The following is a 23,639-nucleotide window of genomic DNA, read 5'->3' as shown; positions in this document are numbered from 1 at the left end:
AAATCCGGCGTGAAGCGCCTCGCCATGATCGCGCCCGGCTTCTCGGCGGATTGCCTCGAGACGCTGGAAGAACTGGACGGTGAGAACCGCGAGATCTTCGAGCATAATGGCGGCGAGCATTTCAGCTATATCCCCGCGCTGAACGACAGCGACGGAGGCATGGATGTGATCGAGACGATCGTGCGCCGCGAATTGATGGGCTGGATATGAGTTTCGGTTTTTCAAGCATTGCCTGCGATCAACCGGCAACCGCTGACCGGAAACCGCTTTACCCGGCGATGAAATCGGCTGCGGCCTGCTGCACGCCCCGCGAGGTGAGAACGCGGCGATGGCCAAGCCCATCCATCCTTGTCAGTCGGGCCTTTGCCGCGCTGGCGAGATCCTCGGCATCCGGAATCGGGGTTTCAGCATGAATTTTGAAGCGGGATCGGTGGTCGCGGCGATTTTCGTCGTCTTCGCCATCATCACCATCATGGCGGGCATCCGGCAGGTGCCGCAGGGCCAACATTACACCGTGGAGCGCTTCGGTCGCTACAACCGCACGCTGACGCCGGGCCTCGGGCTCGTCATCCCTTACATTGAAACCATCGGCGCGAAGATCGTGATGATGGAGCAGGTGCTGGATGTGCCGACCCAGGAGGTCATCACCAAGGACAACGCCTCGGCCCGCACCGATGGCGTGGTTTTCTACCAGGTGCTTGATGCATCCCGCGCGACCTATCAGGTCGCGCAGCTCCAGAACGCGCTGCTGAACCTCACCATGACGAATATCCGCAATGTCATGGGCTCCATGGACCTCGATCAGCTCCTCTCGAACCGCGACGAGATCAACGGCAAGCTGCTGAATGTGGTCGATGCCGCTGCCTCGCCCTGGGGCGTGAAGGTCACGCGCATCGAACTGAAGAATATCGAACCGCCGGCCGATCTCGCCGCCGCCATGGCCCGCCAGATGAAGGCCGAGCGCGACCGTCGCGCTGCCATTCTCGAAGCCGAGGGACAGCGGCAGGCCGCAATCCTCAAGGCGGAGGGCGAGAAGCAGGCGCAGATCCTCGCCGCAGAGGGCCGCAAGGAAGCCGCCTTCCGCGATGCAGAGGCGCGCGAGCGGCAGGCCGAGGCCGAGGCAAACGCCACGCGCATGGTCTCCGATGCCATCGCCAAGGGCGACATGGGTGCGGTGAACTACCTCGTGGCCGAGAAATACATCGGCGCGCTGGGCAAGTTCGCGACCGCGAACAACCAGAAGGTGATGATCATCCCGGCAGAGATGGGCGGGCTCGTGGGCACGCTCAGCGGCATCGCGGAAATCGCGAAATCCGCGCTCGCGGACGAAGAGAAGACCAACGCACCGCGTCGCCCCGTGCCCGATAGCGGTTCGCGCGGCTGACGCTTTCTTGTTTTGTCGCGCCTTCTTCGCGCGAGAACCGCTCCAAGGGAGGCACCGATGTCACTTCTGGGACTTCCCCCGGTCTGGGGCTGGCTGGGCCTCGGCCTCGCGCTCATTACGGCCGAAGTGGTGATCGCGCCGGGCACCTACATGCTCTGGATCGGCCTTGCGGCCCTGGTCATGGCGCTCATCGCTGCTCTGGCCTCGCTGACGCCAGGTGTCGAACTCGCGCTGTTCGGCGCGCTGGCGCTGGCATCCGCCATGGCCGGCTGGATGGTCTATGGCCGACGGGCCGTGAATGATGCCGCGCAGGACCTGCACGATCTCTCCCGCACCTTGCAGGGGCAGGTGGTGCTGCTCGCGACCGCCATCGAGAATGGCAGCGGACAGGCCCGCGTGGGTGATTCGGTCTGGCGCGTGAACGGGCCGGATCTTCCTGCCGGCGCCAGGGTGCGCATTCTCTCGGTGGATGGGGCGACCTTGGTTGTCGAGGCGGCCTGAGGCTCAGGCCGCGCGCGCGCGCAGCCGATCGAGATAATGCACGAGGCCGAGGCAATTGCGCCCCTCGGCCACCACCAGCACCGTGATCTTGTGCCGTTCCTGGAATTCCACGGCCTCGCCGAGCAGGAGATCGGGCGGAACAGTCCGGGGGTTGCGGGTCATCAGGGCTGAAACGGGCTTCTGCATCAGGTCCGAGCGGTAGTTGCGGCGCAAGTCGCCATCGGTCACGATGCCGGCGAGCAGCCCGGCCTCATCCATCACGAGGGCGCAGCCGAAGCCCTTCCTTCCCATTTCGGCGATGACATCCTCGAGCCGGGCGGCCTCGCTGACCACCGGCAGGCGCTCCCCCTTGTGCATGATATCGGTCACGCGCCGGAGTTTTGCCCCCAGCTTGCCACCGGGATGGAAAGCGCGGAAATCCTCTGGCGTGAAGCCGCGCGCTTCCAGCAGGGCCACGGCGAGTGCATCACCCAGAACAAGTTGCATCGTGGTCGAGGTCGTGGGCGCGAGCCCGTTCGGGCAGGCCTCCTCGCTGCGCGGGAGCACCAGCGCCACATCGGCGCGGGTGGCCAATGCGCTGTCGGGCCGCGAGGTGATGGCTACCAGCGCCACACGATAGCGGCGCGAATATTCCACAAGATCGGTGAGTTCCGCCGTCTCTCCCGACCAGGAGAGCGCGAGAATCACGTCATCCGAGCGGATCATCCCGAGATCGCCATGGCTCGCCTCGGCCGGATGCACGAAATAGGCGGGCGTGCCGGTCGAGGCGAGCGTGGCCGCGATCTTGCGGCCCACATGCCCGCTCTTGCCCATGCCGGTGACGATCACCCGGCCTTCGGTCGCGCGGATGCGCTCGACAGCCTCGCGGAAGGGCGCGCCAAGGCCATTCCCGAGCGCCGCGCGCAATTGCGCGAGCCCCTGGGCCTCCACTTCGACCGTGCGCAAGGCCGACCGGATCGCCGCATCACCCTTTTGCGTCATGCCCTGCCCTCCATCGCGCAAGCCCGGAACGGGACAAAATTGCCCGGCTGGAAACCGGGCGTTAACCATTACTCTTTACCGATCGTCAACGGGTATAACCCTGCCGTTTTCGCCCAAGAACGGGATTTCCGAGGCGAGCCCTTTGACGAAGCGCTGCACTGATAGCCGCTGGAAGAGCTCAAGGGCAACCTCTGCCCCGCATCGGCCGTGGCTAGCCGGGGTCGTGGCGGGCCTTGGCCTTGTCCTTGGCCTTCCGGCCGCACCGGCGGCCGCGCAATTCCTCAGGGATGGCGCGCCAGGCACGCCCGGCGCCATCGAAGGCGAGTTGCGCGGGCTGCACACGCCAGGATTTCCCCCGCCACCGGACGAACCCGTGATCGCACCGGTGCCCGAAACCTCGTGGCAATCGCTCCAGAAGCGCCCGAACACCGCGAACAGCCGCGCGGCCAGCGATTCCTCGCGCCCCGGCGCCGTCAATCCCAAGGCCCCGCCCGCCAATCCTGCGCCACGCCGCCTCGTGACGAGCGGCGCGCGGCCCGGCGAGCTCACGGGCATGCGCTTGCGCGATGCGTCAACTGCCGGCATTCCGCCGCTGGCGAGCAGCATGATCAAACCGGCACCCGGCCTGCCGCCCGTGAATGCAAGCGGACCGCGCCACCTTCCGCTGGAGCAGGACCCCTACGCGCCGCTGGGCATCCGCTCGGGCGGCATGGTCTTCCGTCCCGGGCTGGAGATGAGCGGTGGCTATGATACCAATGCCGCGCGCTCCGCGACCAGCAGGAAGGGTTCGAGCTTCCAACGCCTAGAGACCGAATTGCGGGCGAACTCGGACTGGAGCCAGCATCAACTCGATTTCGAATTGCGCGGCATCTTCACGCGCTACTCTGCCGTGCGGGATGTGAACCGCCCCGAGGGCGATGCGCGCGGCACCCTGCGTCTCGATGTGAGCCGGGAGCTGACCCTTGAGGGCGAGATCCGCTCACGCATCGACACCGAGAGCGCGAGCAACGTGAACCTGCCCGCCGGAACCACCGGCCGCACGCCCTACTACGCCAATACGGCAAGCCTGGGCGGGACGCGACGCTTCGGCCGGCTCCGCCTCGGCCTTCGCGGCAATGTGGAGCGCGCGGATTATTCGGATCTCGAATCAGGCGGCGTCACCACCAGCCAGGGCTCGCGCAACCTCACGGGCTACGGCCTGCGCCTGCGCATGGGCTACGAGATCGTGCCCTTCGTCACGCCCTTTGTCGAGCTTGGCGCGGACAAGCGCATCTATGATGAATCGCGCGATGCCTCAGGCTTCGCGCGCTCCTCGACCGGTGCAACCCTGCGCATGGGCTCGACCTTCGAACTCGCACGCACGCTCATCGGCGAAGCAGCCGTGGGCTACACGGATCGCACCTACGATGACACGCGCCTCTCGCGCCTCGCCTCACCGACCGCCGATGCCACGCTGACCTGGTCGATCTCGCCGCTGACCACGCTCGCCCTGCGCGCCCAGACCGAGATCACGGAGACGACGATCGCGGGCTCCTCCGGTGCCATCGTCTATCGCGGCACGGCGACGCTGACGCATGCCTTCCTGCGCCATTTCACGGCGACCACCACCTTCCAGTTTGCCGAGACGGAGTACCAGCAGGTCAACCGGCGCGAATTGCAGCTCATCGGTGGCCTGCGGCTCGAATACAAGCTCAACCGCATGGTCGCGGTGCGCGGCTCCTATGCCTTCGAGAATTACCGCGTGAATGCCGCAAACTCCAGTTATCAGGCGCATACTCTGCTGCTGGGCGTGCGCCTGACCCCCTGATGGAACACGACCCCCTGATGGAACACGAAGGAGCCTTCATCCCATGCGCCGGATCGGCCTCACCCGCCTTGCAATCGCCGCGAGCCTCGCGCTGGCGAAACCGGCCATCGGCATGGAACAGCATCCTCGCCCGAAGAACCAGGCTGCCGCCGACGCACAACCGGCGGCACCCGATGTGCGGGCCTTCCTCGCGAGCCTCTGGAGCGAGGCGCGTCAGCGTGGCATACGCCGCGAGACGTTCCATGCCGCGCTCGGCAATTTCACGCCCGATCCGGCCATCATCGCGCTGACGAAGAAACAGAGCGAGTTCGTCCAGCCCATCTGGTCCTATCTGGACAATGCGATTTCCGAATCCCGCCTCACGCGCGGCCGTTCGGCCGGTGAGCGCTTCGCGGGCGAGCTTGCAGCCATCGAGCGCAAATACGGCGTGGAGCGCCGCATCCTGCTCGGCATCTGGGGCATGGAGACGAATTTCGGTTCCTTCACCGGCGAGAAGGATGTGTTCCGCTCGCTCGCGACGCTCGCGCTGCATCGCTACCGCGACGACTTCTTCCGTGACGAATTGCTCGTGGCGTTGAAGATGCTGGAGGATGGCCTCGCGGATCGCGCCGCCATGCGCGGCTCCTGGGCCGGCGCGATGGGGCAGACCCAGTTCATGCCTTCGAGCTTCATGAAATACGCGGTCGACCATGACGGCGACGGTGCGCGCGACCTTTGGGAGAACATTCCCGACGCGTTGGCCTCCACCGCGAATTACCTCGCGAGCTTCGGCTGGCAGCCCGGGTTGCCCTGGGGCATGGAGGTGAATGTGCCCGATGGCTTCAACCTCGGCTCCGTCGAGGGCATGCAGGAATTCTCGAGCTGGGCGGCGGCGGGCTTCACGCGCGCCAATGGCTCGGCACTGCCTCGGAACGGCAAGGCAACGCTGTGGTATCCCGCCGGCATTCGCGGGCCGGCTTTCCTCGTCACCGAGAATCACCGCGTCATCAAGCGGTATAACTCATCGGACGCCTATGCGCTGGCCGTCGCGCATCTGGGTGACCGGATCGCCGGAGGCGGCAGATTCCGGGCCGACTGGCCGCGCAACGACAAGCGCCTCTCCCCCGCCGAGGTGAAGGAACTCCAGCGCCGGCTCATCGCGCTCGGGCACCCGCTCGGCAAGGTCGATGGCCGGATCGGGGAACTCAGCCGCGAAGCCATCCGCCGCCAGCAGGCCCGCCATGGCTTGCCGGCCGACGGCTACCCCACGCTTGCCCTGCTCCAGAAGCTGAGGCAGAAGTAACGGGCGCTCGATGGCGAGCGCAGACCCCGCTCGCCTCCGGGAGGTCTGTTCATGCCGCGCCTTCCACCCGTGCTGCTTCGGCTGATGCTGTTGCTGGCCGCCGCGCTGGCCGGGTGGGCCCTGCCTCTCGTCCCGCCGCGACCAGCCCTCGCCGAGGAATCGGTGATGAACTGGCGGGCGACCCTGCCGCAGGTGCGTTCGCGCCCGGACGCCCCCGCCTATCGCGCCCGGCGACGCAGCGATGTCGCGCCGCGCTACCCGGATGATGCATCCCTCGGCCTGCTCATGCCGGCGCTGAAGCTCGATGTGCCGATCCTGGCCGACCCCAACGCGCCTTCGATTGCCATTCTCGGCGACTCGCTGGCCGATGCGCTGAATTCCGGTTTCGAGGGCGATCCGGTCCTGCGCGGTGCCTATCGCCTGATGCATCGCACGAGCAGTGCCTCAGGCCTCGTGCGCGAGGATTACTTCTCCTGGCCGAAGACCATCGCGACGCTGCTCGCCGAGCAGCCCGGCCTTTCGGCGCTGGTGATCATGATCGGCCTGAACGACCGGCAGATCATCCGGGCGGGCGACCGGAATCTCGAGCCGCTGAGTGAAGCCTGGCGGGAGGATTACCGCAAGCGCGTCGATGCCATCCTCACGCTGGCGAGGGATGCGAAAGTGCCGGTCTTCTGGGTTGGGCTGCCGCTGATGCGCTCGCCGAAACTCTCCGAAGATCTGATGGCCCTGAACATGCTGATCCGCGAGCGCGTGGCGATCTTCGGCCAGACCTTCGTGGAAACGGTCGATGCCTTCGCGGATGCCTCGGGCGCGTTCTCCGCCACCGGCCCCGATGTGATTGGCGACAATGTGCGCCTGCGCGGAGCCGATGGCATCCATTTCTCGCCGGCGGGCCAGAGGAAGCTCGCCTTCTTCGTGGATCGCGCCTTGAGCCGCCTGCCGAATGAGCGACCCGCTCCGGCCATGGCCACCCTGCCGGCTGCCACGACGCTACCGGCCGTCCCTGCTCCTGTTCGCCTGCCCACCGGTTTGGGTCAGGGCTGGAATGCGACGCCGGGTGGCATCATTCTCCCACCGCGGCGACCCGCCATCGGCGAGGTGCGTTCGGTCTTGCCGGCAGGCCAGGCCAACTCGCTCGTCGAGCGGCCGAGCCCGGTCTATGGCGACACAACGAACCGCAACCTGTTCGATCGCGGGCTCGTTCCGGCCGCCCGGCCCGGCCGCAGCGACGATCACGGCTGGCGCTGAGGCTTACTGCACTGTGCCTTCCTGAAGGTGGCAGGCGACCATGCGGCCACCATAGAGCAGCGTTTCCTTCGGTTTTTCCCGGCTGCAGCGCGGGCCCGCGAGCGGGCAGCGCGGATGGAAATGACAGCCCGGCGGCGGGTTGATCGGCGAGGGAATCTCGCCCTTGATCGAGGCGAAGGAACGCTTCTTCGCCTCCAGCCTCGGCACGTTGTCGAGGAGCGCGCGCGTATAGGGGTGAACCGGGTCCTCGAAGATCGCCCTGGTCGGCCCGCTCTCGATCACGCGCCCCAGATACATGATGAGAATTCGATCCGAGATGTGCCGCACCACGCCAAGATCATGGCTGATGAAGAGATAGGCGAGGCCGAGATCCTGCCGCAAATCCATGAACAGGTTCAGCACCTGCGCCTGGATGGAGACATCCAGAGCCGCGACGGATTCATCGCAGATCAGCAGCTTCGGATTGACCGCCAGCGCCCGCGCGATACCGATGCGGGCGCGCTGGCCGCCAGAGAACTGGTGCGGATAGCGGCGCATGTAATCGGGGTCGAGCCCCACGCGCCGGAACAGCTCCGCCACGTAATCTCTCTGCCCGGCGGCATTCGTCATGCCGTGCACGCGCGGCGCCTCGCCCACGATCTCGCCGGCACGGATGCGCGGATTGAGCGAGGACATCGGGTCCTGGAAGATCATCTGCGCGCCGAGCACGAAATCATGCCGCTGGGCGCCATCCTGCGTGGTGACATCCTGCCCGCGCCAGAACACCTTGCCGTCAGAGGGATCATGGATGCCGGCGACGATACGACCGAGCGTGGATTTCCCGCAGCCGGATTCGCCCACCAGCGCCACCACCTCGCCATCGCGGACCGCGAGATCCACCTGATCGACGGCATGAACGGTGATCTCGCGGTTCTGCGCGCCGAAGCGGTTGGCGAGCTTCGCGGCGAAATCCAGCGATCTGGTGAAGCGCTTCGAGACCTTCTGGACGCGGACGAGTTCGAGATTGGCAGTTTTCATGGCCGCGCTGCTCATGAGGCCCTCTGCATCGACAGGGGATGATGGCAGGCGACACGCGCGCCTGAGGCATCCGGTGCGATGCCCGGCCGCTCCTGCCGGCACAATTCGGTGGAGAAACCGCAACGCGGCTCGAAGGCGCAGCCCGCAGGCAAGCGCCCTGGGGAGGGAGTCGAGCCGGGAATCTGCCTCAGGCGCCGGCCCATCGGGTTGGCGCTCGGCACGGAGCCGATCAGCCCGCTCGTATAGGGGTGTCGCGGCTTTTCCAGCACATGCTCCACGGAGCCTTCCTCGACCACGCGGCCCGCATACATCACCGCGATCCGGTCCGCGAGGCCGGCCACGACCGCAAGATCATGCGTGATCCAGAGCAACGCGGTGCCGGTCTGCGCGCAGAGCTTCTGCACCTCGGCCAGGATCTGGCTCTGGATGGTGACATCAAGCGCCGTGGTCGGCTCATCCGCGATGATCAGCTTCGGGCGATGCAGCAGCGCGATCGCAATGGCCACGCGCTGGCGCATGCCGCCCGAGAACTGGTGCGGATAGGCGACAAGCCGCTCGGCCGGGGACGGGATTCCCACCATGGCCAGCGCCTCGATGCAGCGGGTGCGCGCAGCCTCCTCGCTTACATTGTCATGCGCCAGAACGGCCTCGATCATCTGGGTGTCGATGCGCAGGACGGGGTTCAGCGTCATCATCGGGTCCTGGAAGATCATCGCAAGCTCCTTGCCGCGCACCTTGCGCATGGCGACGTCATCGCGCGCGGTGATTTCCTCGCCGGCAAGGCGGATGGAGCCCGAGACAATCTTTCCCGGCGGGTCGATCAGCCCCATGATCGAGAAGCCGGTGACGGACTTGCCCGAACCGCTCTCGCCCACGACGCCCAGCACCTCGCCGGCGGCCACGGAGAACGACACGCCATCGACCGCCTTCACCACGCCCTCTCGGGTGAAGAAATGCGTGGCAAGGTTTTCGACTTCGAGAACAGGCCGGGTCATTTCTCGAGCCTCGGATTGAGCACGTCGCGCAGGCGATCACCCACCAGGTTGATGCCGACGATGGTCAGAAGCAGCGCGACGCCGGGGAAGAAGCTGATCCAGTACTTGCCCGAGAGCATGTACTGGAAGCCGTTGGAGATCAGCACGCCGAGCGAAGGCTCGGTCTGCGGCAGGCCCACGCCCAGGAAGGAGAGCGTGGCCTCCAGGCTGATGGCATGCGCGGTCTGCACGGTGGCGATCACGATGACCGGCGCGAGGCAGTTCGGCAGGATGTGGCGCAGCATGGTGCGTGTGTGGGAAAGGCCCAGCGAGCGCGCCGCCTCCACATATTCCTTGCGCCGCTCCACCAGCGCCGAGCCGCGCACGGTGCGGGCATAATAGGCCCATTGCACCACCACCAGCGCAAGGATGATCTTGTCCACGCCCTTGCCGAGCAGGGCCACGAGAATGAGCGCGACGAGCACCGAGGGCAGCGAGAGCTGCAGATCGACGATCCGCATGATCACGTTCTCGATGCGCCCGCCGAAATAGGCGGCGATCAGCCCCACGCAGAGGCCGAGGCAGGCCGCGATCATCCCGGAGGCGAGACCCACGACCAGCGAGATGCGCAGGCCGTAAAGGATGCCCGACCAGAGGTCGCGGCCCACGCCATCCGAGCCCAGCCACATGGTGAAGCCTTCCAGCGCTTTCGCACCGGGCGGCTGGCGGCTGTCCATGATGTCGACCCGCGCGAGGTCATAGGGGTTCTGCGGCGCGATGAGAGGCGCGAACAACGCCAGCAGCACGATGATGCTGATGAGCGCGAGGCCGAAGAGCGCCACGCGATCCTCGAGGAAACGCGCGACGAAACGCGCGAATTCGCCCTTCGCCTTCTTGGGGGCTTCGGCACCTTTCGGCGCCTGTGCGGGGTTCGGGCGAGTGGCGTCGCTCATTCGTTTTTCCCCGCGAGGCGCACGCGCGGATCAAGCGCGGAATAGAGGATGTCCACGATCAGGTTGATCGTCACGAAGAGCAGCACCACCACCATCACGTAGGAGACGATCAGCGGACGATCGAGCCGCTGGATCGATTCGAGCAGGAGCTTGCCCATGCCCGGCCAGGCGAAGATCGTCTCGGTCACGACCGAGAAGGCGACAAGGCTGCCAAATTCGAGCCCGAGCACGGTAACGATCGGGATCATGATGTTCTTCAGGATATGCACGCCCACGATGCGGCGGGGCGAAAGCCCCTTGGCGCGGGCAAACTTGACGTAATCCTGCAGGCTGGCCTCCCGCGTGCCCGAGCGGGCGAGCCGGATGACCAGCGAAATCTTGAGCAGCGCGAGGTTCAGGGCAGGCAAAGCAATATGCTGCCAGCCCTTGAGCGTGAGCAGCGAGGTCTCGATGCCCAGCACGGTGGTGGTCGGCCCGCGGCCCGTGGCGGGCAGCCAGCCGAGCATCACCGAGAAGAACATGATGAGCATCAGCCCCACCCAGAAGGTGGGCAGCGAGAATCCGAGGATCGAGCCCGCCATGATGGTGCGCGCTGCCGGATGATCCGGCTTCAGCCCGGCGAAGATGCCGAGCGGAAGACCGATGACGATCGCGAAGATGAGTGCCACCAGCGCAAGTTCCAGTGTCGCGGGCATGCGGTCGAGGATGAGGCCGATCGCCGAGCCGCCATGCACGTAGGAGCGGCCGAATTCGCCCTGCATCACATCGCCGACGAACAGCAGGAACTGGAGATAGACCGGCTTGTCGAAGCCGAATTCGCGACGAACCTGCTCGATCTGCTCCTGTGTCGCGTCGCCGGGCACCATCATCCAGACCGGGTCACCCACGACATAGGTGCCGAAAAAGACGATGACCACCATGGCCAGCACGACGAACAGGGCCTGCGCCGCACGTCGGATGATGAAAGCCAGCATGAGGAACCCCCTCGCATGAAAAGCCGGTCCGCCACGAGGGTGGAGCAGCCGCATGCCTTCGCCCGAAGGGGCGGAACCCGTATGGAAGCCTGTCCGGCGGAAGGGCCGCCGGACAGATCCGGCACGATCAGCGCGTGACCGACATCGCGAGGGTGTACTCGTCGGTCCGGCCCAGAACCTTCAGGCCCTTGCGCGCAGCCCAGGTGTTCTTGTTGTAGTAGATCGGGATGAGGCCGACATCGTTGATCGCGACTTCCGTGCCCTCCGCGAGGAGCTTGGCACGTTCGCTGTCATTCACGGTCGACAGGGCCTTCCGGAGAAGCTCGTCGACCTTCGGGTTCGAATAGCGGCCGCGATTGGCCGAGCCGATCCCCGCCTGCGCATCGAAGGTGCCCAGCAGCGGGCCGAGGCTGCCCGAAACCTCGCCCGTGCCAGCACTCCAGCCCGCGAGGATCATCGAGAATTCCGGCGTGCGGTTCGGCCCACCGGTCGAGGCGCGGGAGAAGAACACCGCAGGCGGCAGCGTTTCCACCCTGGTTTCGATGCCCACGCGCGTGAACATCTGCGCCACGGCTTCGATCACCTTGGTGTCGTTCGGGTAGCGCCCGTTCGGGCCATGGATGGTGAGGCTGAAACCATTGGGCAGGCCGGCCTCGGCCAGCAGCTTGCGCGCGCCATCCACATTATAGGGCACCGGCTTCAGGTTCCGCGATGTGCCCTCGTAGATGTCCGGCAGCAGCTGGCTCGCGACAACCGCCTCGCCTTCCATGATGCGATCGACGATCGCCTGCCGGTTCAGCGCCATCGAGAGGGCCTGGCGCACCTTGAGGTCGTTGAACGGGTTCCTGATCGCGCTGCCATCCTTCGCCTTCGCGAAGGGCGAATCGTCCCGCAGGCGGTCCATGTGCAGATAGATCAGGCGGTTCGACAGCGCGCTGGTCACCGCGACGCGGTTATCCGTTCTAAGGCGGGCCACGTCCGCCGAGGGCACGTTCTCGATCATGTCGACATCACCCGAGAGCAGGGCGGCGACGCGCGTCGGGTCGGACTTGATGAAGCGGAAGGTCACGCGTTCCCAGATCGGCTTGCCGGCCCAATGGCTGTCATTGCGCTTCAGTGCGAAGCGATCGCCCGGCACGAACTCGACGAACTGGTAGGGGCCGGTGCCCACAGTGCCCTTGCCGGCATTGAGATCTTCGGTCGTGGCATTGGCCGCCGCCTTCGCCGACATGATCTCGATATTGGCGAGGTCGTTCAGCATCAGCGGATAGGGCGTCGCGGTCTTGATGCGCAAGGTGAGGTCATTGACCTTCTCGAGCGTCTTGCCGCGAACGAAGGAGGTCTTCGGCGCCGGCGATTTCGGCACATTCGGCACGCGGTTAAACGAGAAGATCACGTCATCGGCGGTGAACGGCGAACCGTCATGGAACTTCACGCCCGGGCGCAGCGCGAACTCCCAGGTGAGATCATCGATGATCTTCCAGCTCTGCGCGAGCCCGACACCAAGCCGCTGGAATTCGTCCTGCGAGATCAACGTCTCGAAGATGTGTCGGGCGACCTGGTTGTTGGGCGTGAGATTGTGGAAATGCGGGTCCGCCGAACTCGGCTCCGCGGCGAGGCCGATCTTCAGTTCCTGGGCCGTCGCGGCGCCGGGCGGCATGGTCGCGATGCCGGCCAGCAGCGCGCCGACGAGGGCGAGGCTGCGTCGTGTGATCGTCATGGTATTCTCCCTGTCTCTCCAGACCGTTCCCCGGCGTCGCTGGAATTGTTTCCAGTCTGACAAGGCTTGCGGAAAAAGCCAGCGCCCTGAACGCTGATTTTCGCGATCCTCTTCCGACAAATGGTCGTGAGGTGACACTACTATTCCGATCTGTTATTGTAACTGAAATTTATATAACCAACCTGCATTCTCGCTATGCCAGAACCGAAAAACCTCGATTTCGAACCGGAAGAATCGCGTCGCCCTTCGCTACGCGAACTGGAAATCCTGCGGGCGCTGATCAGCCTCGGAAAGACCACCGCCGCCGCCGCGAAGCTGAACATCTCGCAGCCGGCGGTTTCGCGCGCCATCGCGCAGCTCGAGGAGCGCACGGGCCTCGTGCTCTTCCGGCGCGAAAGCGGGCGTCTGCTCGCAACGGCGGAGGCGCTGGCGCTCCACAAGGAGGCCGAGCCGATCTTCCAGACGCTGGAGCGCCTGGAACGCGCGCGCTGGCGGCCGGTCGACCAGGAGGCGAATCTCCGGATTGCCTGCCCGCCCACCCTCGCGCATCACTTCCTCAACAGCATGCTCGCGCGTTTCTCGATGGAAGAGCCGATGACGCGCGTGCATCTCGAGATCGGCTCGGGCCTCGATGTCACCACGAAGGTCGCGGACGGGGATACCGATCTCGGGATCATCGATGCCGGCGCGAACCATGCCGGCGTGCGCTTCATCCCGTTCCGGCTGGGGGAAGCGCATGTGATGCTGCCGAAATCCTCGCCGCTCTACGATCGCGAGGTGCTCGAACCAGAGGATTTCCACGATGTGCCGCTGATCGCGCTGGTGCGGCGGTTTCCCTCCCGCATCACGCTTGATCGCCTTTTCCTCGGGGCGAATGTCACCCCGCGCATCCTGATCGAAGTCTCGACCTCCGCCGCCGCCTATGACTTCGTGCGCGCGGGAGCAGGCCTTTCGATCGCGAACCCCTTCCCGATCTCGTTCCGCGGCGACCCCGATGTCGGTTTCCGCCCCTTCCGCCCGGCCATCCCCTACGAGACATCCTTCCTGCTGCCGGCCATGACGCCCCCGACGCCCGTGGCACGACGGTTCATCGACTTCGTGCGGCAGAATCAGGACGAGGACGGCTACACCACCGCCCTGCGCAACATCTGATCAGCCCCGCTTGAGGGCGAGGGTCACGAGGCTCACGATTTCGAAGAGCATCTGCGCGCCGGCTTGCGCGGTGTTCGTCGTCGCATCGTATTGCGGGGCGACCTCCACCACATCGCCGCCGACGATATCGAGCCCCGCCACCCCGCGCAGCAAAGCCATCGCCTCACGCGAGGAGAGCCCGCCGATCTCCGGCGTGCCCGTGCCCGGCGCGAAAGCGGGGTCGAGGCTGTCGATATCCAGCGATACGTAAGTCGGCCCATCGCCCAGCACCGCCAGGGCACGGCGGATGGTCTCTTCCACCCCGATCCGGTGAAACTCCTCGGCATGGATCACGGTCATGCCGGTTTCGTAGGAGAATTCCCAGAGATATTCCGCATTGCCGCGTATGCCGATCTGGATCACCCGCTTCGGATCGAGCACGCCGGTCAATACCGCCTCGCGGAAGGGGCCGCCATGGTGGAAACGCGTGCCCTCATAGGGGCCGCTGGTGTCGCAATGCGCATCGATATGCAGCATGCCGACAGGCCGTTTCGCGCCGATCGCCTTGAGGATCGGCAGGGTCATCGAATGGTCACCCCCGACCGAGACGGGGCGGCAGCCCGCCTTCACGAGCGGGTGGTAGAAAGCCTCGATATCCTCGTGGCTCTGCTCGAGGCTGAAGCGCGAGCGGAACGGCACGTCGCCGATATCAAAAACCCCGCATTCGGCGAGCGGCACGATCTTGTGGACGTGGTGATACGGCCCGATCCGCTCCACCTGCCGGACAGCTCTCGGCCCGAGCCGCGAACCGGGCCGATGCGTGACGCCGAGATCCATCGGCACGCCGATCAGCGGAATATCGATGCCTGCGAAATCCCCCTTCTCTGGCGCATCCAGCCGCATCGGCGCATCCAGAAAGGTCGAGATGCCCCCATAGGGCTTGGAACGGCGATCCGTGTCCTCGAAGAGCAGATCCACGACCTTGCGGAAATTGGGGTCCTGCACATCACCGGCGGATGCCGCGCCGAACTTCGCGCGCCAGCGCTCCAGATCGTTGTTCGTCATGCTGTGAATTCCTTGATCATCAACCCCAATTCGGAAAGCTATCGACGGCATAAGGCGCTGGCAATGCGGAACACGCCGTCACACCGTCACCTGCGCGCCCATCTCCACCACGCGCCCGGTGGGGATGTGGAAGAAGTCTGTGGCGTTCGCGGCCATGCGCGAGAGGAAGATGAACAGGTTGTCCTGCCAGAGCGGCATGCCGGAGGAGGCCGCAGCCTTGATGGAGCGCCGCGAGAGGAAGAACGACGTCTGCATGATGTCGAAATCGAGCCCGCGTCGTCGCGCCAGCGCCAGGAAATGCGGCACGCGCGGCGTCTCCATGTAGCCCACGCGCACGATGATGGCTTTCACATCCTCGCTGAGTTCGTTGATCTCGAGCTTCTCGGCATCCGGCACGCGCGGGGAATCGGCAGTCTTGATCGTGAGCACGATGTTGCGCTTGTGAAGTACCTTGTTGTGCTTGAGGTTATGCAGCAGCGCGCCAGGCGCCACGTCGGGGTCGCTGGTGAGGAACACGGCCGTGCCTGCCACGCGCACCGGCTTCGATTTCTCGAGCATCTTGATGAGATCGGTCAGCGGCACGGAATCGCGCTTCGTCTTCTCGAAGACGATCTTCGTGCCGCGCACCCAGGTCCACATCATGGTGATGAGCACCATACCGAAAAGCAGCGGCATGTAGGCGCCTTCCGGGATCTTCAGGCAGTTCGCGCCAAAGAAGACGAGATCGACCAACAGGAAGGGGATGCCGAGGCCCATCACCTGCCAGTTCTTCCAGTTCCAGACCTTGCGAGCCACGATGAAGAAAAGGGCGGTATCCGCGAGCATCGCGCCGGTCACCGCGATGCCATAGGCCGAGGCGAGCGATGAGGAGGTCTTGAAGGTCAGCACCAGCAGAACCACGCCCACCGCGAGGAAGCGGTTCACCGGCGCGATGTAGATCTGGCCAAGCTGCGTTTCGGAGGTGTGCTTGATCTCGATGCGCGGCAGGAGGCCAAGCTGCACCGCCTGCTGGGTGAGCGAGAAGGCCCCGGTGATCACCGCCTGGCTCGCGATCACGGTCGCGAGGCCCGTGAGCATCACCAGCGGCAGCAGGGCCCATTCCGGCGCGAGCAGGAAGAACGGATCGGAGACCATCTTCGGATCATCGAGGTTCTTCAGGACAAAAGCGCCCTGCCCGAGAGAGTTCAGCGTGAGCGCCGGGAAGACGAAAAGGAGCCAGGCCGCGCGGATGGGGAAGCGCCCGAAATGGCCCATATCGGCGTAGAGCGCCTCGGCCCCGGTCACCGCGAGGAAGACCGAGCCCAGCACGATGAGGCCGATGACGCCTTGATCGGCCAGGAAAAGCGCCGCATAAAAAGGGTTGAAGGCCGCGAGAATGCCGAGATCATCCTCGATATGCAGAAGGCCGAGGATGGCGAGCACCGTGAACCAGACCACCATGATGGGGCCGAAGAATTTCGCCACGCTGGCCGTGCCGCGCTTCTGCACCCAGAACAGGGCCATGAGGATGCCGAGCGCCAGGATGATCACGTTCCACTGGTTCTGGAAGGCCGGGTTGACGAGCTTCAGGCCCTCCGCCGCCGACAGAACGGAAATCGCCGGGGTGATGATCGAATCGCCATAGAACAGGGCCGCGCCCATCACGCCGAACAGGAAGACCGGCAGCGAGCGCCGGCCGATAGCCTTCTGCGCCAGCGCCATCAGCGAGAGGGTGCCCCCCTCGCCCTTGTTATCCGCGCGCATGATGAAGACGACATATTTCAGCGTCACCACGACCACGACTGCCCAGATGAGCAGCGAGACAACGCCGATCACCTCGGCACGAGTCAGTCCATCCTCGCCGGCATGGTGCAGTGACTCCTTGAGCGCATAGAGCGGGCTGGTGCCGATATCGCCATAGACGACGCCTACCGAGCCGACGGCCAGCGCGAGATTGCGCTTCATGCCACCGCCCTCGCCGCCCTGCGCCCCGTGACCCTCGGGATGACCGGGGGTCCCCCCCTCGCCCGCAACGCCCGCCACGCCCATGAAATGGCTCCGCCTGCTGTTCAGCCCCCGATAAGGGTTGCGATCCTGTCACGGATCGACCCGGCCCGGAAGCGGCGCGGCTTATACACCCCTTTTCTGCGGTGCAACAGGGGGCAGGTCATTGGAAAACTTTCTTGCCCGTTCCTGCACAAAAAGACTGGTATACCACGCCTGTTTTGGGTATTGCAGGCACGATCTTGCCCGACCGGAGAAGAAGCAGCGGCCGCGCCCGCTTGCTTGCTCTCCCCCAAAACCAGGACGAAATGCTGCCATGAGCGCCGCGCCGAAGACCCTTTACGACAAGATTTTCGACGACCACGTGGTGGATCGCCAGCCGGACGGCACCTGCCTCCTCTATATCGACCGGCATCTTGTGCATGAGGTCACCTCGCCCCAGGCCTTCGAGGGCCTGCGGTTGACCGGCCGCCCGGTGCGTGCCCCGCAGAAGACCCTCGCGGTGGTGGACCACAACGTTCCGACCTCCGATCGCACCAAGGGCATCGAGGAAGAGGAAAGCCGCATCCAGGTCGAGACTCTCGCGCAAAACGCCAAGGATTTCGGCATCGAGTATTATTCCGAGCGCGACAAGCGCCAGGGCATCGTGCATGTCATCGGCCCGGAACAGGGCTTCACCCTGCCGGGCACCACGATCGTCTGCGGTGACAGCCACACCTCCACCCATGGCGCGTTCGGCGCGCTGGCTCATGGCATCGGAACCTCCGAGGTCGAGCACGTTCTGGCCACCCAGACGCTGATCCAGAAGAAAGCCAGGAACATGCTCGTCGAGGTGAAGGGCAGCCTCGGCAAGGGCGTCACCGCCAAGGATATCGTGCTGGCGATCATCGGCGAGATCGGCACCGCCGGCGGCACCGGCTCGGTGATCGAGTTCGCGGGCTCCGCCATCCGTGACCTCACGATGGAAGGCCGGATGACCGTCTGCAACATGACGATCGAAGGCGGGGCGCGCGCCGGCCTCATCGCGCCGGACGAGAAGACCTTCGCCTATCTCAAGGATCGCCCCAAGGCGCCGAAGGGTGCGCATTGGGATCAGGCCCTGAAATTCTGGGAAACGCTTAAGACCGATGAGGGCGCGCATTTCGATCGCGTCGTCACGCTCGATGCGAACAACCTGCCGCCCATCGTCTCCTGGGGCACCTCGCCCGAGGATGTCGTCTCGATCGCGGGCGCCGTGCCCGATCCGGCGGCTATTGCCGACGAGGTGAAGCGCCAGTCGAAGGAGCGCGCGCTTTCCTATATGGGCCTCACGCCCGGCACGAAGATGACCGACATCGAACTCGACGTGGTCTGGATCGGCTCCTGCACCAATGGCCGCATCGAGGATCTGCGCGCCGTGGCGAAGGTCGTCGAGGGCAGGACCATCTCGAGCCGCCTCGCCTATGCGATGATCGTTCCGGGTTCGGGCCTCGTGAAGGAGCAGGCGGAAGCGGAAGGCCTCGACAGGATCTTCACCGCCGCCGGCTTCCAGTGGCGCGAGCCGGGCTGCTCCATGTGCCTCGGCATGAACCCCGACCAGCTGAAGCCGGGACAGCGCTGCGCTTCCACCTCGAACCGCAACTTCGAGGGCCGCCAGGGCTTCAAGGGCCGCACGCATCTCGTCTCGCCGGCCATGGCCGCAGCGGCGGCAATTGCCGGTCGGTTCGTCGATATTCGGGCGATGTGAGTGACGGATGACGAAAGACGGGATCGCTGGTCGAGTTGTGGGTTATGCCGTCGGCATAGTCTCTGTGGCGTGGATAGCGATCCTATTTGCCTATCTATTTGGTTTTCGGTCGGGAATTGCGCCTTTTGACCAAATCCTGATCCTTTCACCTGATAACTTCGGCGACTTCTTATCGGGAGCTTTTGCGCCGCTAGCATTCATTCTGCTTGCTTACTCGGTTTGGATTCAGCAGCAGGAACTCAGGCTGACGCGCGATGTGATGAAGGATCAGGAAGTTGCACTAAAATCTTCTTCAGAGAGCAACTCAGCACTGGCAAACGAAACAAAAATACAGAATGAAATTGAATTAAATAAAAATTATCTTGAATACATGAAATCTATGGTTGAAAACTTCTATGAAATATGCAAACTAGAGCTACAAGTTCAAGTGCCATCTAAACGGTTACAGAACTACACAATAGTACTTGGTTATATCGGAAATAATGCAAATGATCGTTTTGCACATTCCGGATTTCAAATTGCCCGAAATATAAATGGCGTAAGGCTGAATGCGATCAGTCAGAATGATATTTATGAACAAAACAACTTAGAATACTCATTCTTAGGATTTTGTAGAATTATCGAAGAGATAGAGGCGGTTTCTGATCTTTCTGATGTTTCGCGGGCCCTCTATCGAGCACATGGCTTCGACCAAATAGTTACAGCACTCAAAGACTTGAAGAAGGCGCTAAAGATTGAATAAAGAGCAAATTCCAAATAAACTTGACGAAGGCCAAACCCTCTTCTCCTCCTCGCTCGCGCGCGCGGCGGACCACTTTGCCGGCGAGGATGCGCTCAAGCAGAATGCCGAGCCGGCGGACAAGGTCGAGATCTGGGCCAAGAGGGTCGGTCGGGGTTTCTCCCTGATCGCTTTCGTAGCCCTCGCGTGGTATTTCGGCCACCAGTTGAATTGGTGGTGAGTGACAAGCCATGAGCGCAACGCAGCGTTTTCCCTCGGCCTCCTGGGCTCCTATGCAGGCGCCGAACCTCGCCGATTTCGAGGAAATGGCGGCGCATGCCTATGAGACGCTGCCGGAGGAATTCCGGAAGCTCTGCGGCCACATCGTCATCAAGATCGAGGAATTCCCCGACGAGGAAGTGATCGAGGCGATGGAGTTGGAAACGCCCTTCGACATCCTCGGGCTGTTCCAGGGCCATGGCCTCACCACGGCGGCGGCCATCCAGCATACGGGGCAGGAGCCGAACATGATCTGGCTCTATCGCCGCCCCATCCTCGATTACTGGGCCGAGCATGAGGAAACGCTCGGCACCATCATCAGCCATGTGCTCATCCATGAGATCGGCCACCATTTCGGCCTCTCGGATGACGACATGGAAAAGATTGAAGCCAAGGCCGGTTAAGGAGCATTTTCCAGCGAAGCATGCCCCCGCGAAGGCGGGGGTGGACGCGGGTTCGCGTGAAGAAAATGTGACAGACGAAAAAAAACCAGTCGCTCCTCTCCGGGGCGCAAAACATAACTGAGACGGAAAGCACGAGATATGCAGCCCTTCACCACGCTCACTTCCACCCCGGCGCCGCTGAAAGTGGTCAATGTCGATACCGACATGATCATCCCCAAGCAGTTCCTGAAGACAATTCGGCGCACGGGCCTCGGCAAGTCGCTGTTCTTCGAGATGCGCTATGACGAGAATGGCAACGAGAACCCGGATTTCGTGCTGAACAAGCCAGCCTATCGCAAAAGCGAGATCCTCATCGCCGGCGACAATTTCGGCTGCGGCTCCTCCCGCGAGCATGCGCCCTGGGCGCTGCTCGATTTCGGCATCCGCTGCGTGATCTCCACGAGCTTCGCCGACATCTTCTACAACAACTGCTTCAAGAACGGCATCCTGCCGATCACGGTCAGCCAGGAAGACCTCGACAAGCTGTTCGACGATGCCGATCGTGGCTCGAACGCGACGCTGACGGTCGATCTCGCCTCGCAGGAGATCAAGGGCCCGGATGGCGGCACGATCAGGTTCGAGATCGACCCCTTCCGCAAGAAGTGCCTGATGGAAGGGCTCGATGATATCGGCCTCACCATGGTGAAGAAGGCCTCGATTGATGCTTATGAAGCCAAGGCGAAGGAAAATCGCGCCTGGCTGTGAGCCTCGCGTCATTGCGAGGAGTGAAACGACGAAGCAATCCAGATCTTTTCTGGATTGCCGCGTTGGACTGAAGTCCTCCTCGCAATGACAGTTAGAGAGCCTCTGTTTTTTGCGGATGGTCGGCCCCCCCATACCGCCCTATTTTCGCGCGCATGTTGCCGGAGACTCCCGCCATGCGCGCTTTTTCTTTGTCCGTTGCCCTGCTGATCTCCGCCGCGAGCACCGCTTCGGCAGAATTCGCCTCGTGTGTTGCGGGCCTCCGCTCCGCCGCGACCACGGCCGGTGTTTCGGGCTCGACCTTCGACCGCGTGATGCGCGATGTCGAGCCGGACATGAAGGTTATCGAGCTGATGCAGAACCAGCCCGAATTCAAGACGCCGATCTGGGATTATCTTGCGACCCTCGTGGACGAGCAGAAGGTGAGCGAAGGCCGCGCGCTGCTCCAGAAGCACGCTTCGCTGCTTTCGCGCATCGAGCAGGCCTATGGCGTGGATCGGCATGCGGTGGTTGCCGTATGGGGTGTCGAAAGCGATTACGGCAACATCTCGGGTGGCCGCTTCCTGCCGCAGGCGCTTTCCACCGCCGCCTGTTTCGGCCCCCGCAGGCGCGAATTCTTCCGCGGCGAATTGATTTCCACGCTGAAAATCATCGAGCGCGGGGATCTCGCGGCCGAGAAGCTGCGCGGCTCCTGGGCCGGCGCCTTCGGCCACACGCAGTTCATCCCCTCCACCTATCTGCGTCTCGCGGTGGATTTCGACGGCGACGGCAAACGCGACCTCGTGGATTCGATCCCCGATGCGCTGGCTTCCACCGCGAATTACCTCAAGCGCTCGGGCTGGATCACCGGCGCAAGCTGGGGTTACGAAGTGAAATTGCCTTCCGCGTATTCCGGCCCCTCGGGTCGCACGAACAAATCGCCGGCGGATGCCTGGGCCTCGCGCGGGATCACGCGGCTCGATGGTTCGACGGTCTCGGGCCTGCCGGCTGCCGGGTTGCTGCTTCCCGCCGGCCGGAATGGCCCGGCCTTCCTGGTGACGCGGAATTTCGATGCGGCCTATGCCTATAATGCCGCCGAAAGCTATGCGCTGGCGATTTCCGTGCTCTCCGATCGCCTGCGCGGCCGCCCTGGCATTCGCACCCCCTGGCCCACGGATGATCGCGGCCTCTCGCGCGCCGAACGGAAGATCCTGCAGGAGCGGCTGATCGCCCGCGGCTATGATGTCGGCAAACCCGATGGCGCCATCGGTGCGCTGACACGCGCGGCCATCCGGGATGTCGAGGCAAGGCTGGGCCTGCCGCAGACCGGTCGCGCCGGCGGCAAGGTCTTCGACGCACTGCGATAAGCGCCGGAAGCGGAAACAGCGTTCGCGATCCCGCCGCATCGGCTATCTCAAGTTGAAAACTTCGAAGTAGGAACACACGAATCAGCGTGGTATACCGCCGACTTTCCGGACGGAGCCATCCTCGCAAACCCTTGCCTTTCATATCGAAAGACGGGTTGTGCCGCATGGCCTGGCCCTGTAGTCAGCATCCATTGTCACATTCGCGAAATCCGGCCCACGCAAAACAGCCGGCAAGCTTGAAAGGGGTTCACCATGGCGTCCTTCAATCTTCTGCTCCTCCCGGGCGACGGCATCGGCCCGGAAGTGGCCCACGAGGTGCAGAAGGTCGCCACCTTCCTCGGCTCGGCGGGCATCGCGAAATTCGAGACCGAGACCGATCTTGTCGGCGGCTCGGCCTATGATGCGCATGGCGTCGCGATCACCGATGCGGCCATGGCGCGCGCGCATGCGGCGGATGCCGTGCTGTTCGGCGCGGTGGGTGGCCCGAAATGGGCGGATGTGCCCTACCATGCGCGGCCAGAAGCCGGCCTGCTGCGCCTGCGCAAGGAGATGGAGCTTTTCGCCAATCTCCGCCCGGCCGTCTGCTATCCGGCGCTGGCCGATGCTTCCTCGCTGAAGCGGGAGATCGTCGAAGGACTCGACATCCTGATCGTGCGCGAACTGACGGGCGGAGTCTATTTTGGCGAGCCCAAGGAAATCGTCACGCTGGAGAACGGCGAGAAGCGCGCGGTGGATACGCAGGTCTACACCACGCATGAGATCGAGCGCATCGCGCGCGTCGCCTTCGACCTCGCGAAGGTGCGCCGCAAGAAGCTGACTTCGAGCGAGAAGCACAATGTGATGCGCTCGGGCGTGCTGTGGAAGGAAGTGGTCACGAAGATCGGCAAGACGGAATATCCGGATATCGAGCTCGAACATCACCTCGCGGATGCCTGCGGCATGCAGCTCGTGCGCTGGCCCAAGCAATATGACGTGATCGTCTGCGACAATCTCTTCGGCGACATGCTCTCGGATGTCGCGGCGATGCTGACCGGCTCGCTCGGCATGCTGCCCTCCGCCTCGCTCGGCGCGCCCGATGCCAAGACCGGCAAGCGCAAGGCGCTCTATGAGCCGGTGCATGGTTCCGCGCCGGATATCGCCGGCAAGGGCCTCGCGAACCCCATCGCGATGATCGGCTCCTTCGGCATGGCGCTCCGCTATTCCTGCGGCCTCACGGAAGCGGCGGATCTCGTGGACAAGGCGATCGCCGACGTGCTCGCGAGCGGCATACGCACCCGCGACATCGCGCCGAAGGGCGTGAATGCGGTCGGCACGACCGAGATGGGCGATGCGATCGTCGGGGCGCTGAAGCGCCTCACCTGAGGCAAGCGCATGCAGACAAAACGGAAAGGGGCCTTCAAGA

Annotated in this window: 22 protein-coding genes; 14 read left to right on the top strand and 8 right to left on the bottom strand. The window is 64.1% G+C overall.

Going from position 1 to position 23,639, the window contains the following annotated elements; genetic code table 11:
• The 3 genes from ACKODO_RS04690 to ACKODO_RS04680 all read left to right on the top strand — a co-directional run.
• Positions 1-210 (top strand): ferrochelatase (locus ACKODO_RS04690; protein ID WP_408982293.1); only part of this gene is annotated, 210 nt, incomplete at its 5' end.
• Between the two features lie 199 nt (positions 211-409).
• Positions 410-1,384 (top strand): SPFH domain-containing protein, encoded by a 975-nt coding sequence (locus ACKODO_RS04685; RefSeq protein WP_408982292.1) that lies wholly within the window; start codon positions 410-412, stop codon positions 1,382-1,384.
• 57 nt (positions 1,385-1,441) lie between these two features.
• Positions 1,442-1,885 (top strand): NfeD family protein, encoded by a 444-nt coding sequence (locus ACKODO_RS04680; RefSeq protein WP_408982291.1) that lies wholly within the window; start codon positions 1,442-1,444, stop codon positions 1,883-1,885.
• Between the two features lie 3 nt (positions 1,886-1,888).
• On the opposite strand, the gene ACKODO_RS04675 is transcribed toward ACKODO_RS04680, so the two are convergent.
• Positions 1,889-2,866, bottom strand: a complete 978-nt coding sequence (locus ACKODO_RS04675; protein WP_408982290.1) for an SIS domain-containing protein — start codon at positions 2,864-2,866, stop codon at positions 1,889-1,891.
• Between the two features lie 223 nt (positions 2,867-3,089).
• On the opposite strand from ACKODO_RS04675, the gene ACKODO_RS04670 reads away from it, so the two are divergent.
• Genes ACKODO_RS04670 through ACKODO_RS04660 form a run of 3 tightly spaced genes read left to right on the top strand, consistent with a single transcriptional unit; the run spans position 3,090 to position 7,206 of the window.
• Positions 3,090-4,673 carry an outer membrane beta-barrel protein gene (locus ACKODO_RS04670; protein WP_408982289.1) on the top strand — a complete coding sequence of 528 codons (1,584 nt, stop codon included), beginning with the start codon at positions 3,090-3,092 and terminating at the stop codon, positions 4,671-4,673.
• A 43-nt stretch (positions 4,674-4,716) separates the two neighbouring features.
• Positions 4,717-5,955: a lytic murein transglycosylase gene (locus ACKODO_RS04665; RefSeq protein ID WP_408982288.1), complete on the top strand. Its 1,239-nt coding sequence runs from the start codon at positions 4,717-4,719 to the stop codon at positions 5,953-5,955.
• 51 nt (positions 5,956-6,006) lie between these two features.
• Positions 6,007-7,206 carry a DUF459 domain-containing protein gene (locus tag ACKODO_RS04660; RefSeq protein WP_408982287.1) on the top strand — a complete coding sequence of 400 codons (1,200 nt, stop codon included), beginning with the start codon at positions 6,007-6,009 and terminating at the stop codon, positions 7,204-7,206.
• A 3-nt stretch (positions 7,207-7,209) separates the two neighbouring features.
• Here ACKODO_RS04660 and ACKODO_RS04655 read toward each other — a convergent pair whose 3' ends face one another.
• The 5 genes from ACKODO_RS04655 to ACKODO_RS04635 all read right to left on the bottom strand — a co-directional run bounded on the left by ACKODO_RS04655 (position 7,210) and on the right by ACKODO_RS04635 (position 12,844).
• Positions 7,210-8,223 carry an ABC transporter ATP-binding protein gene (locus ACKODO_RS04655; protein WP_408982286.1) on the bottom strand — a complete coding sequence of 338 codons (1,014 nt, stop codon included), beginning with the start codon at positions 8,221-8,223 and terminating at the stop codon, positions 7,210-7,212.
• An 11-nt stretch (positions 8,224-8,234) separates the two neighbouring features.
• Positions 8,235-9,218 carry an ABC transporter ATP-binding protein gene (locus ACKODO_RS04650; RefSeq protein WP_408982285.1) on the bottom strand — a complete coding sequence of 328 codons (984 nt, stop codon included), beginning with the start codon at positions 9,216-9,218 and terminating at the stop codon, positions 8,235-8,237.
• The gene (locus ACKODO_RS04645; protein ID WP_408982284.1) at positions 9,215-10,150 is read right to left on the bottom strand and encodes an ABC transporter permease; all 936 of its coding nucleotides are present in this window, start codon (positions 10,148-10,150) and stop codon (positions 9,215-9,217) included. Before ACKODO_RS04645 ends, ACKODO_RS04650 begins: the two co-directional genes overlap by 4 nt.
• The gene (locus ACKODO_RS04640) at positions 10,147-11,124 is read right to left on the bottom strand and encodes an ABC transporter permease (protein ID WP_408982283.1); all 978 of its coding nucleotides are present in this window, start codon (positions 11,122-11,124) and stop codon (positions 10,147-10,149) included. Before ACKODO_RS04640 ends, ACKODO_RS04645 begins: the two co-directional genes overlap by 4 nt.
• A gap of 127 nt (positions 11,125-11,251) precedes the next feature.
• Positions 11,252-12,844 (bottom strand): ABC transporter substrate-binding protein, encoded by a 1,593-nt coding sequence (locus ACKODO_RS04635; protein WP_408982282.1) that lies wholly within the window; start codon positions 12,842-12,844, stop codon positions 11,252-11,254.
• A gap of 195 nt (positions 12,845-13,039) precedes the next feature.
• On the opposite strand from ACKODO_RS04635, the gene ACKODO_RS04630 reads away from it, so the two are divergent.
• The gene (locus ACKODO_RS04630) at positions 13,040-13,996 is read left to right on the top strand and encodes a LysR family transcriptional regulator (RefSeq protein WP_408982281.1); all 957 of its coding nucleotides are present in this window, start codon (positions 13,040-13,042) and stop codon (positions 13,994-13,996) included.
• Here ACKODO_RS04630 and speB read toward each other — a convergent pair whose 3' ends face one another.
• Positions 13,997-15,040, bottom strand: coding sequence for an agmatinase (gene speB / locus ACKODO_RS04625; protein WP_408982280.1), 1,044 nt, complete (start codon positions 15,038-15,040; stop codon positions 13,997-13,999).
• Between the two features lie 78 nt (positions 15,041-15,118).
• Positions 15,119-17,068 (bottom strand): potassium transporter Kup, encoded by a 1,950-nt coding sequence (locus ACKODO_RS04620; protein WP_408982279.1) that lies wholly within the window; start codon positions 17,066-17,068, stop codon positions 15,119-15,121.
• 271 nt (positions 17,069-17,339) lie between these two features.
• On the opposite strand from ACKODO_RS04620, the gene leuC reads away from it, so the two are divergent.
• The 7 genes from leuC (at position 17,340) to leuB (ending at position 23,599) form a co-directional block, all read left to right on the top strand.
• On the top strand, positions 17,340-18,749 hold the full coding sequence (leuC, locus tag ACKODO_RS04615; protein WP_408982278.1) for a 3-isopropylmalate dehydratase large subunit: 1,410 nt from the start codon (positions 17,340-17,342) through the stop codon (positions 18,747-18,749).
• Between the two features lie 7 nt (positions 18,750-18,756).
• Positions 18,757-19,491, top strand: a complete 735-nt coding sequence (locus tag ACKODO_RS04610) for a hypothetical protein (RefSeq protein ID WP_408982277.1) — start codon at positions 18,757-18,759, stop codon at positions 19,489-19,491.
• Entirely contained in the window at positions 19,484-19,708 is a 225-nt protein-coding gene (locus ACKODO_RS04605; protein WP_408982276.1) for a hypothetical protein, read from the top strand. The genes ACKODO_RS04610 and ACKODO_RS04605 overlap by 8 nt, the downstream gene beginning before the upstream one ends.
• Before the next feature lie 10 nt (positions 19,709-19,718).
• The gene (locus ACKODO_RS04600; protein WP_408982275.1) at positions 19,719-20,150 is read left to right on the top strand and encodes a metallopeptidase family protein; all 432 of its coding nucleotides are present in this window, start codon (positions 19,719-19,721) and stop codon (positions 20,148-20,150) included.
• Positions 20,151-20,288: 138 nt separating this feature from the next.
• The gene (gene leuD / locus ACKODO_RS04595; protein WP_408982274.1) at positions 20,289-20,894 is read left to right on the top strand and encodes a 3-isopropylmalate dehydratase small subunit; all 606 of its coding nucleotides are present in this window, start codon (positions 20,289-20,291) and stop codon (positions 20,892-20,894) included.
• Positions 20,895-21,067: 173 nt separating this feature from the next.
• Positions 21,068-22,237, top strand: coding sequence for a lytic murein transglycosylase (locus ACKODO_RS04590; RefSeq protein WP_408982273.1), 1,170 nt, complete (start codon positions 21,068-21,070; stop codon positions 22,235-22,237).
• Between the two features lie 252 nt (positions 22,238-22,489).
• On the top strand, positions 22,490-23,599 hold the full coding sequence (gene leuB / locus ACKODO_RS04585) for a 3-isopropylmalate dehydrogenase (protein WP_408982272.1): 1,110 nt from the start codon (positions 22,490-22,492) through the stop codon (positions 23,597-23,599).
• The last annotated feature ends 40 nt before the right edge of the window (positions 23,600-23,639 follow it).

This window comes from Rhabdaerophilum sp. (assembly GCF_046092605.1).
Lineage (GTDB): Bacteria > Pseudomonadota > Alphaproteobacteria > Rhizobiales > Beijerinckiaceae > Rhabdaerophilum.
This window is presented reverse-complemented; position numbering and strand designations above follow the sequence as displayed.

Coding starts and splice junctions, on each gene's coding strand:
- ACKODO_RS04685 (WP_408982292.1), top strand. CDS start 410: ATGAATTTTGAAGCGGGATCGGTGGTCGCGGCGATTTTCGTCGTCTTC.
- ACKODO_RS04680 (WP_408982291.1), top strand. CDS start 1,442: ATGTCACTTCTGGGACTTCCCCCGGTCTGGGGCTGGCTGGGCCTCGGC.
- ACKODO_RS04675 (WP_408982290.1), bottom strand. CDS start 2,866: ATGACGCAAAAGGGTGATGCGGCGATCCGGTCGGCCTTGCGCACGGTC.
- ACKODO_RS04665 (WP_408982288.1), top strand. CDS start 4,717: ATGCGCCGGATCGGCCTCACCCGCCTTGCAATCGCCGCGAGCCTCGCG.
- ACKODO_RS04660 (WP_408982287.1), top strand. CDS start 6,007: ATGCCGCGCCTTCCACCCGTGCTGCTTCGGCTGATGCTGTTGCTGGCC.
- ACKODO_RS04655 (WP_408982286.1), bottom strand. CDS start 8,223: ATGAAAACTGCCAATCTCGAACTCGTCCGCGTCCAGAAGGTCTCGAAG.
- ACKODO_RS04650 (WP_408982285.1), bottom strand. CDS start 9,218: ATGACCCGGCCTGTTCTCGAAGTCGAAAACCTTGCCACGCATTTCTTC.
- ACKODO_RS04645 (WP_408982284.1), bottom strand. CDS start 10,150: ATGAGCGACGCCACTCGCCCGAACCCCGCACAGGCGCCGAAAGGTGCC.
- ACKODO_RS04640 (WP_408982283.1), bottom strand. CDS start 11,124: ATGCTGGCTTTCATCATCCGACGTGCGGCGCAGGCCCTGTTCGTCGTG.
- ACKODO_RS04635 (WP_408982282.1), bottom strand. CDS start 12,844: ATGACGATCACACGACGCAGCCTCGCCCTCGTCGGCGCGCTGCTGGCC.
- ACKODO_RS04630 (WP_408982281.1), top strand. CDS start 13,040: ATGCCAGAACCGAAAAACCTCGATTTCGAACCGGAAGAATCGCGTCGC.
- speB (WP_408982280.1), bottom strand. CDS start 15,040: ATGACGAACAACGATCTGGAGCGCTGGCGCGCGAAGTTCGGCGCGGCA.
- ACKODO_RS04620 (WP_408982279.1), bottom strand. CDS start 17,068: ATGGGCGTGGCGGGCGTTGCGGGCGAGGGGGGGACCCCCGGTCATCCC.
- leuC (WP_408982278.1), top strand. CDS start 17,340: ATGAGCGCCGCGCCGAAGACCCTTTACGACAAGATTTTCGACGACCAC.
- ACKODO_RS04610 (WP_408982277.1), top strand. CDS start 18,757: ATGACGAAAGACGGGATCGCTGGTCGAGTTGTGGGTTATGCCGTCGGC.
- ACKODO_RS04600 (WP_408982275.1), top strand. CDS start 19,719: ATGAGCGCAACGCAGCGTTTTCCCTCGGCCTCCTGGGCTCCTATGCAG.
- leuD (WP_408982274.1), top strand. CDS start 20,289: ATGCAGCCCTTCACCACGCTCACTTCCACCCCGGCGCCGCTGAAAGTG.
- ACKODO_RS04590 (WP_408982273.1), top strand. CDS start 21,068: ATGCGCGCTTTTTCTTTGTCCGTTGCCCTGCTGATCTCCGCCGCGAGC.
- leuB (WP_408982272.1), top strand. CDS start 22,490: ATGGCGTCCTTCAATCTTCTGCTCCTCCCGGGCGACGGCATCGGCCCG.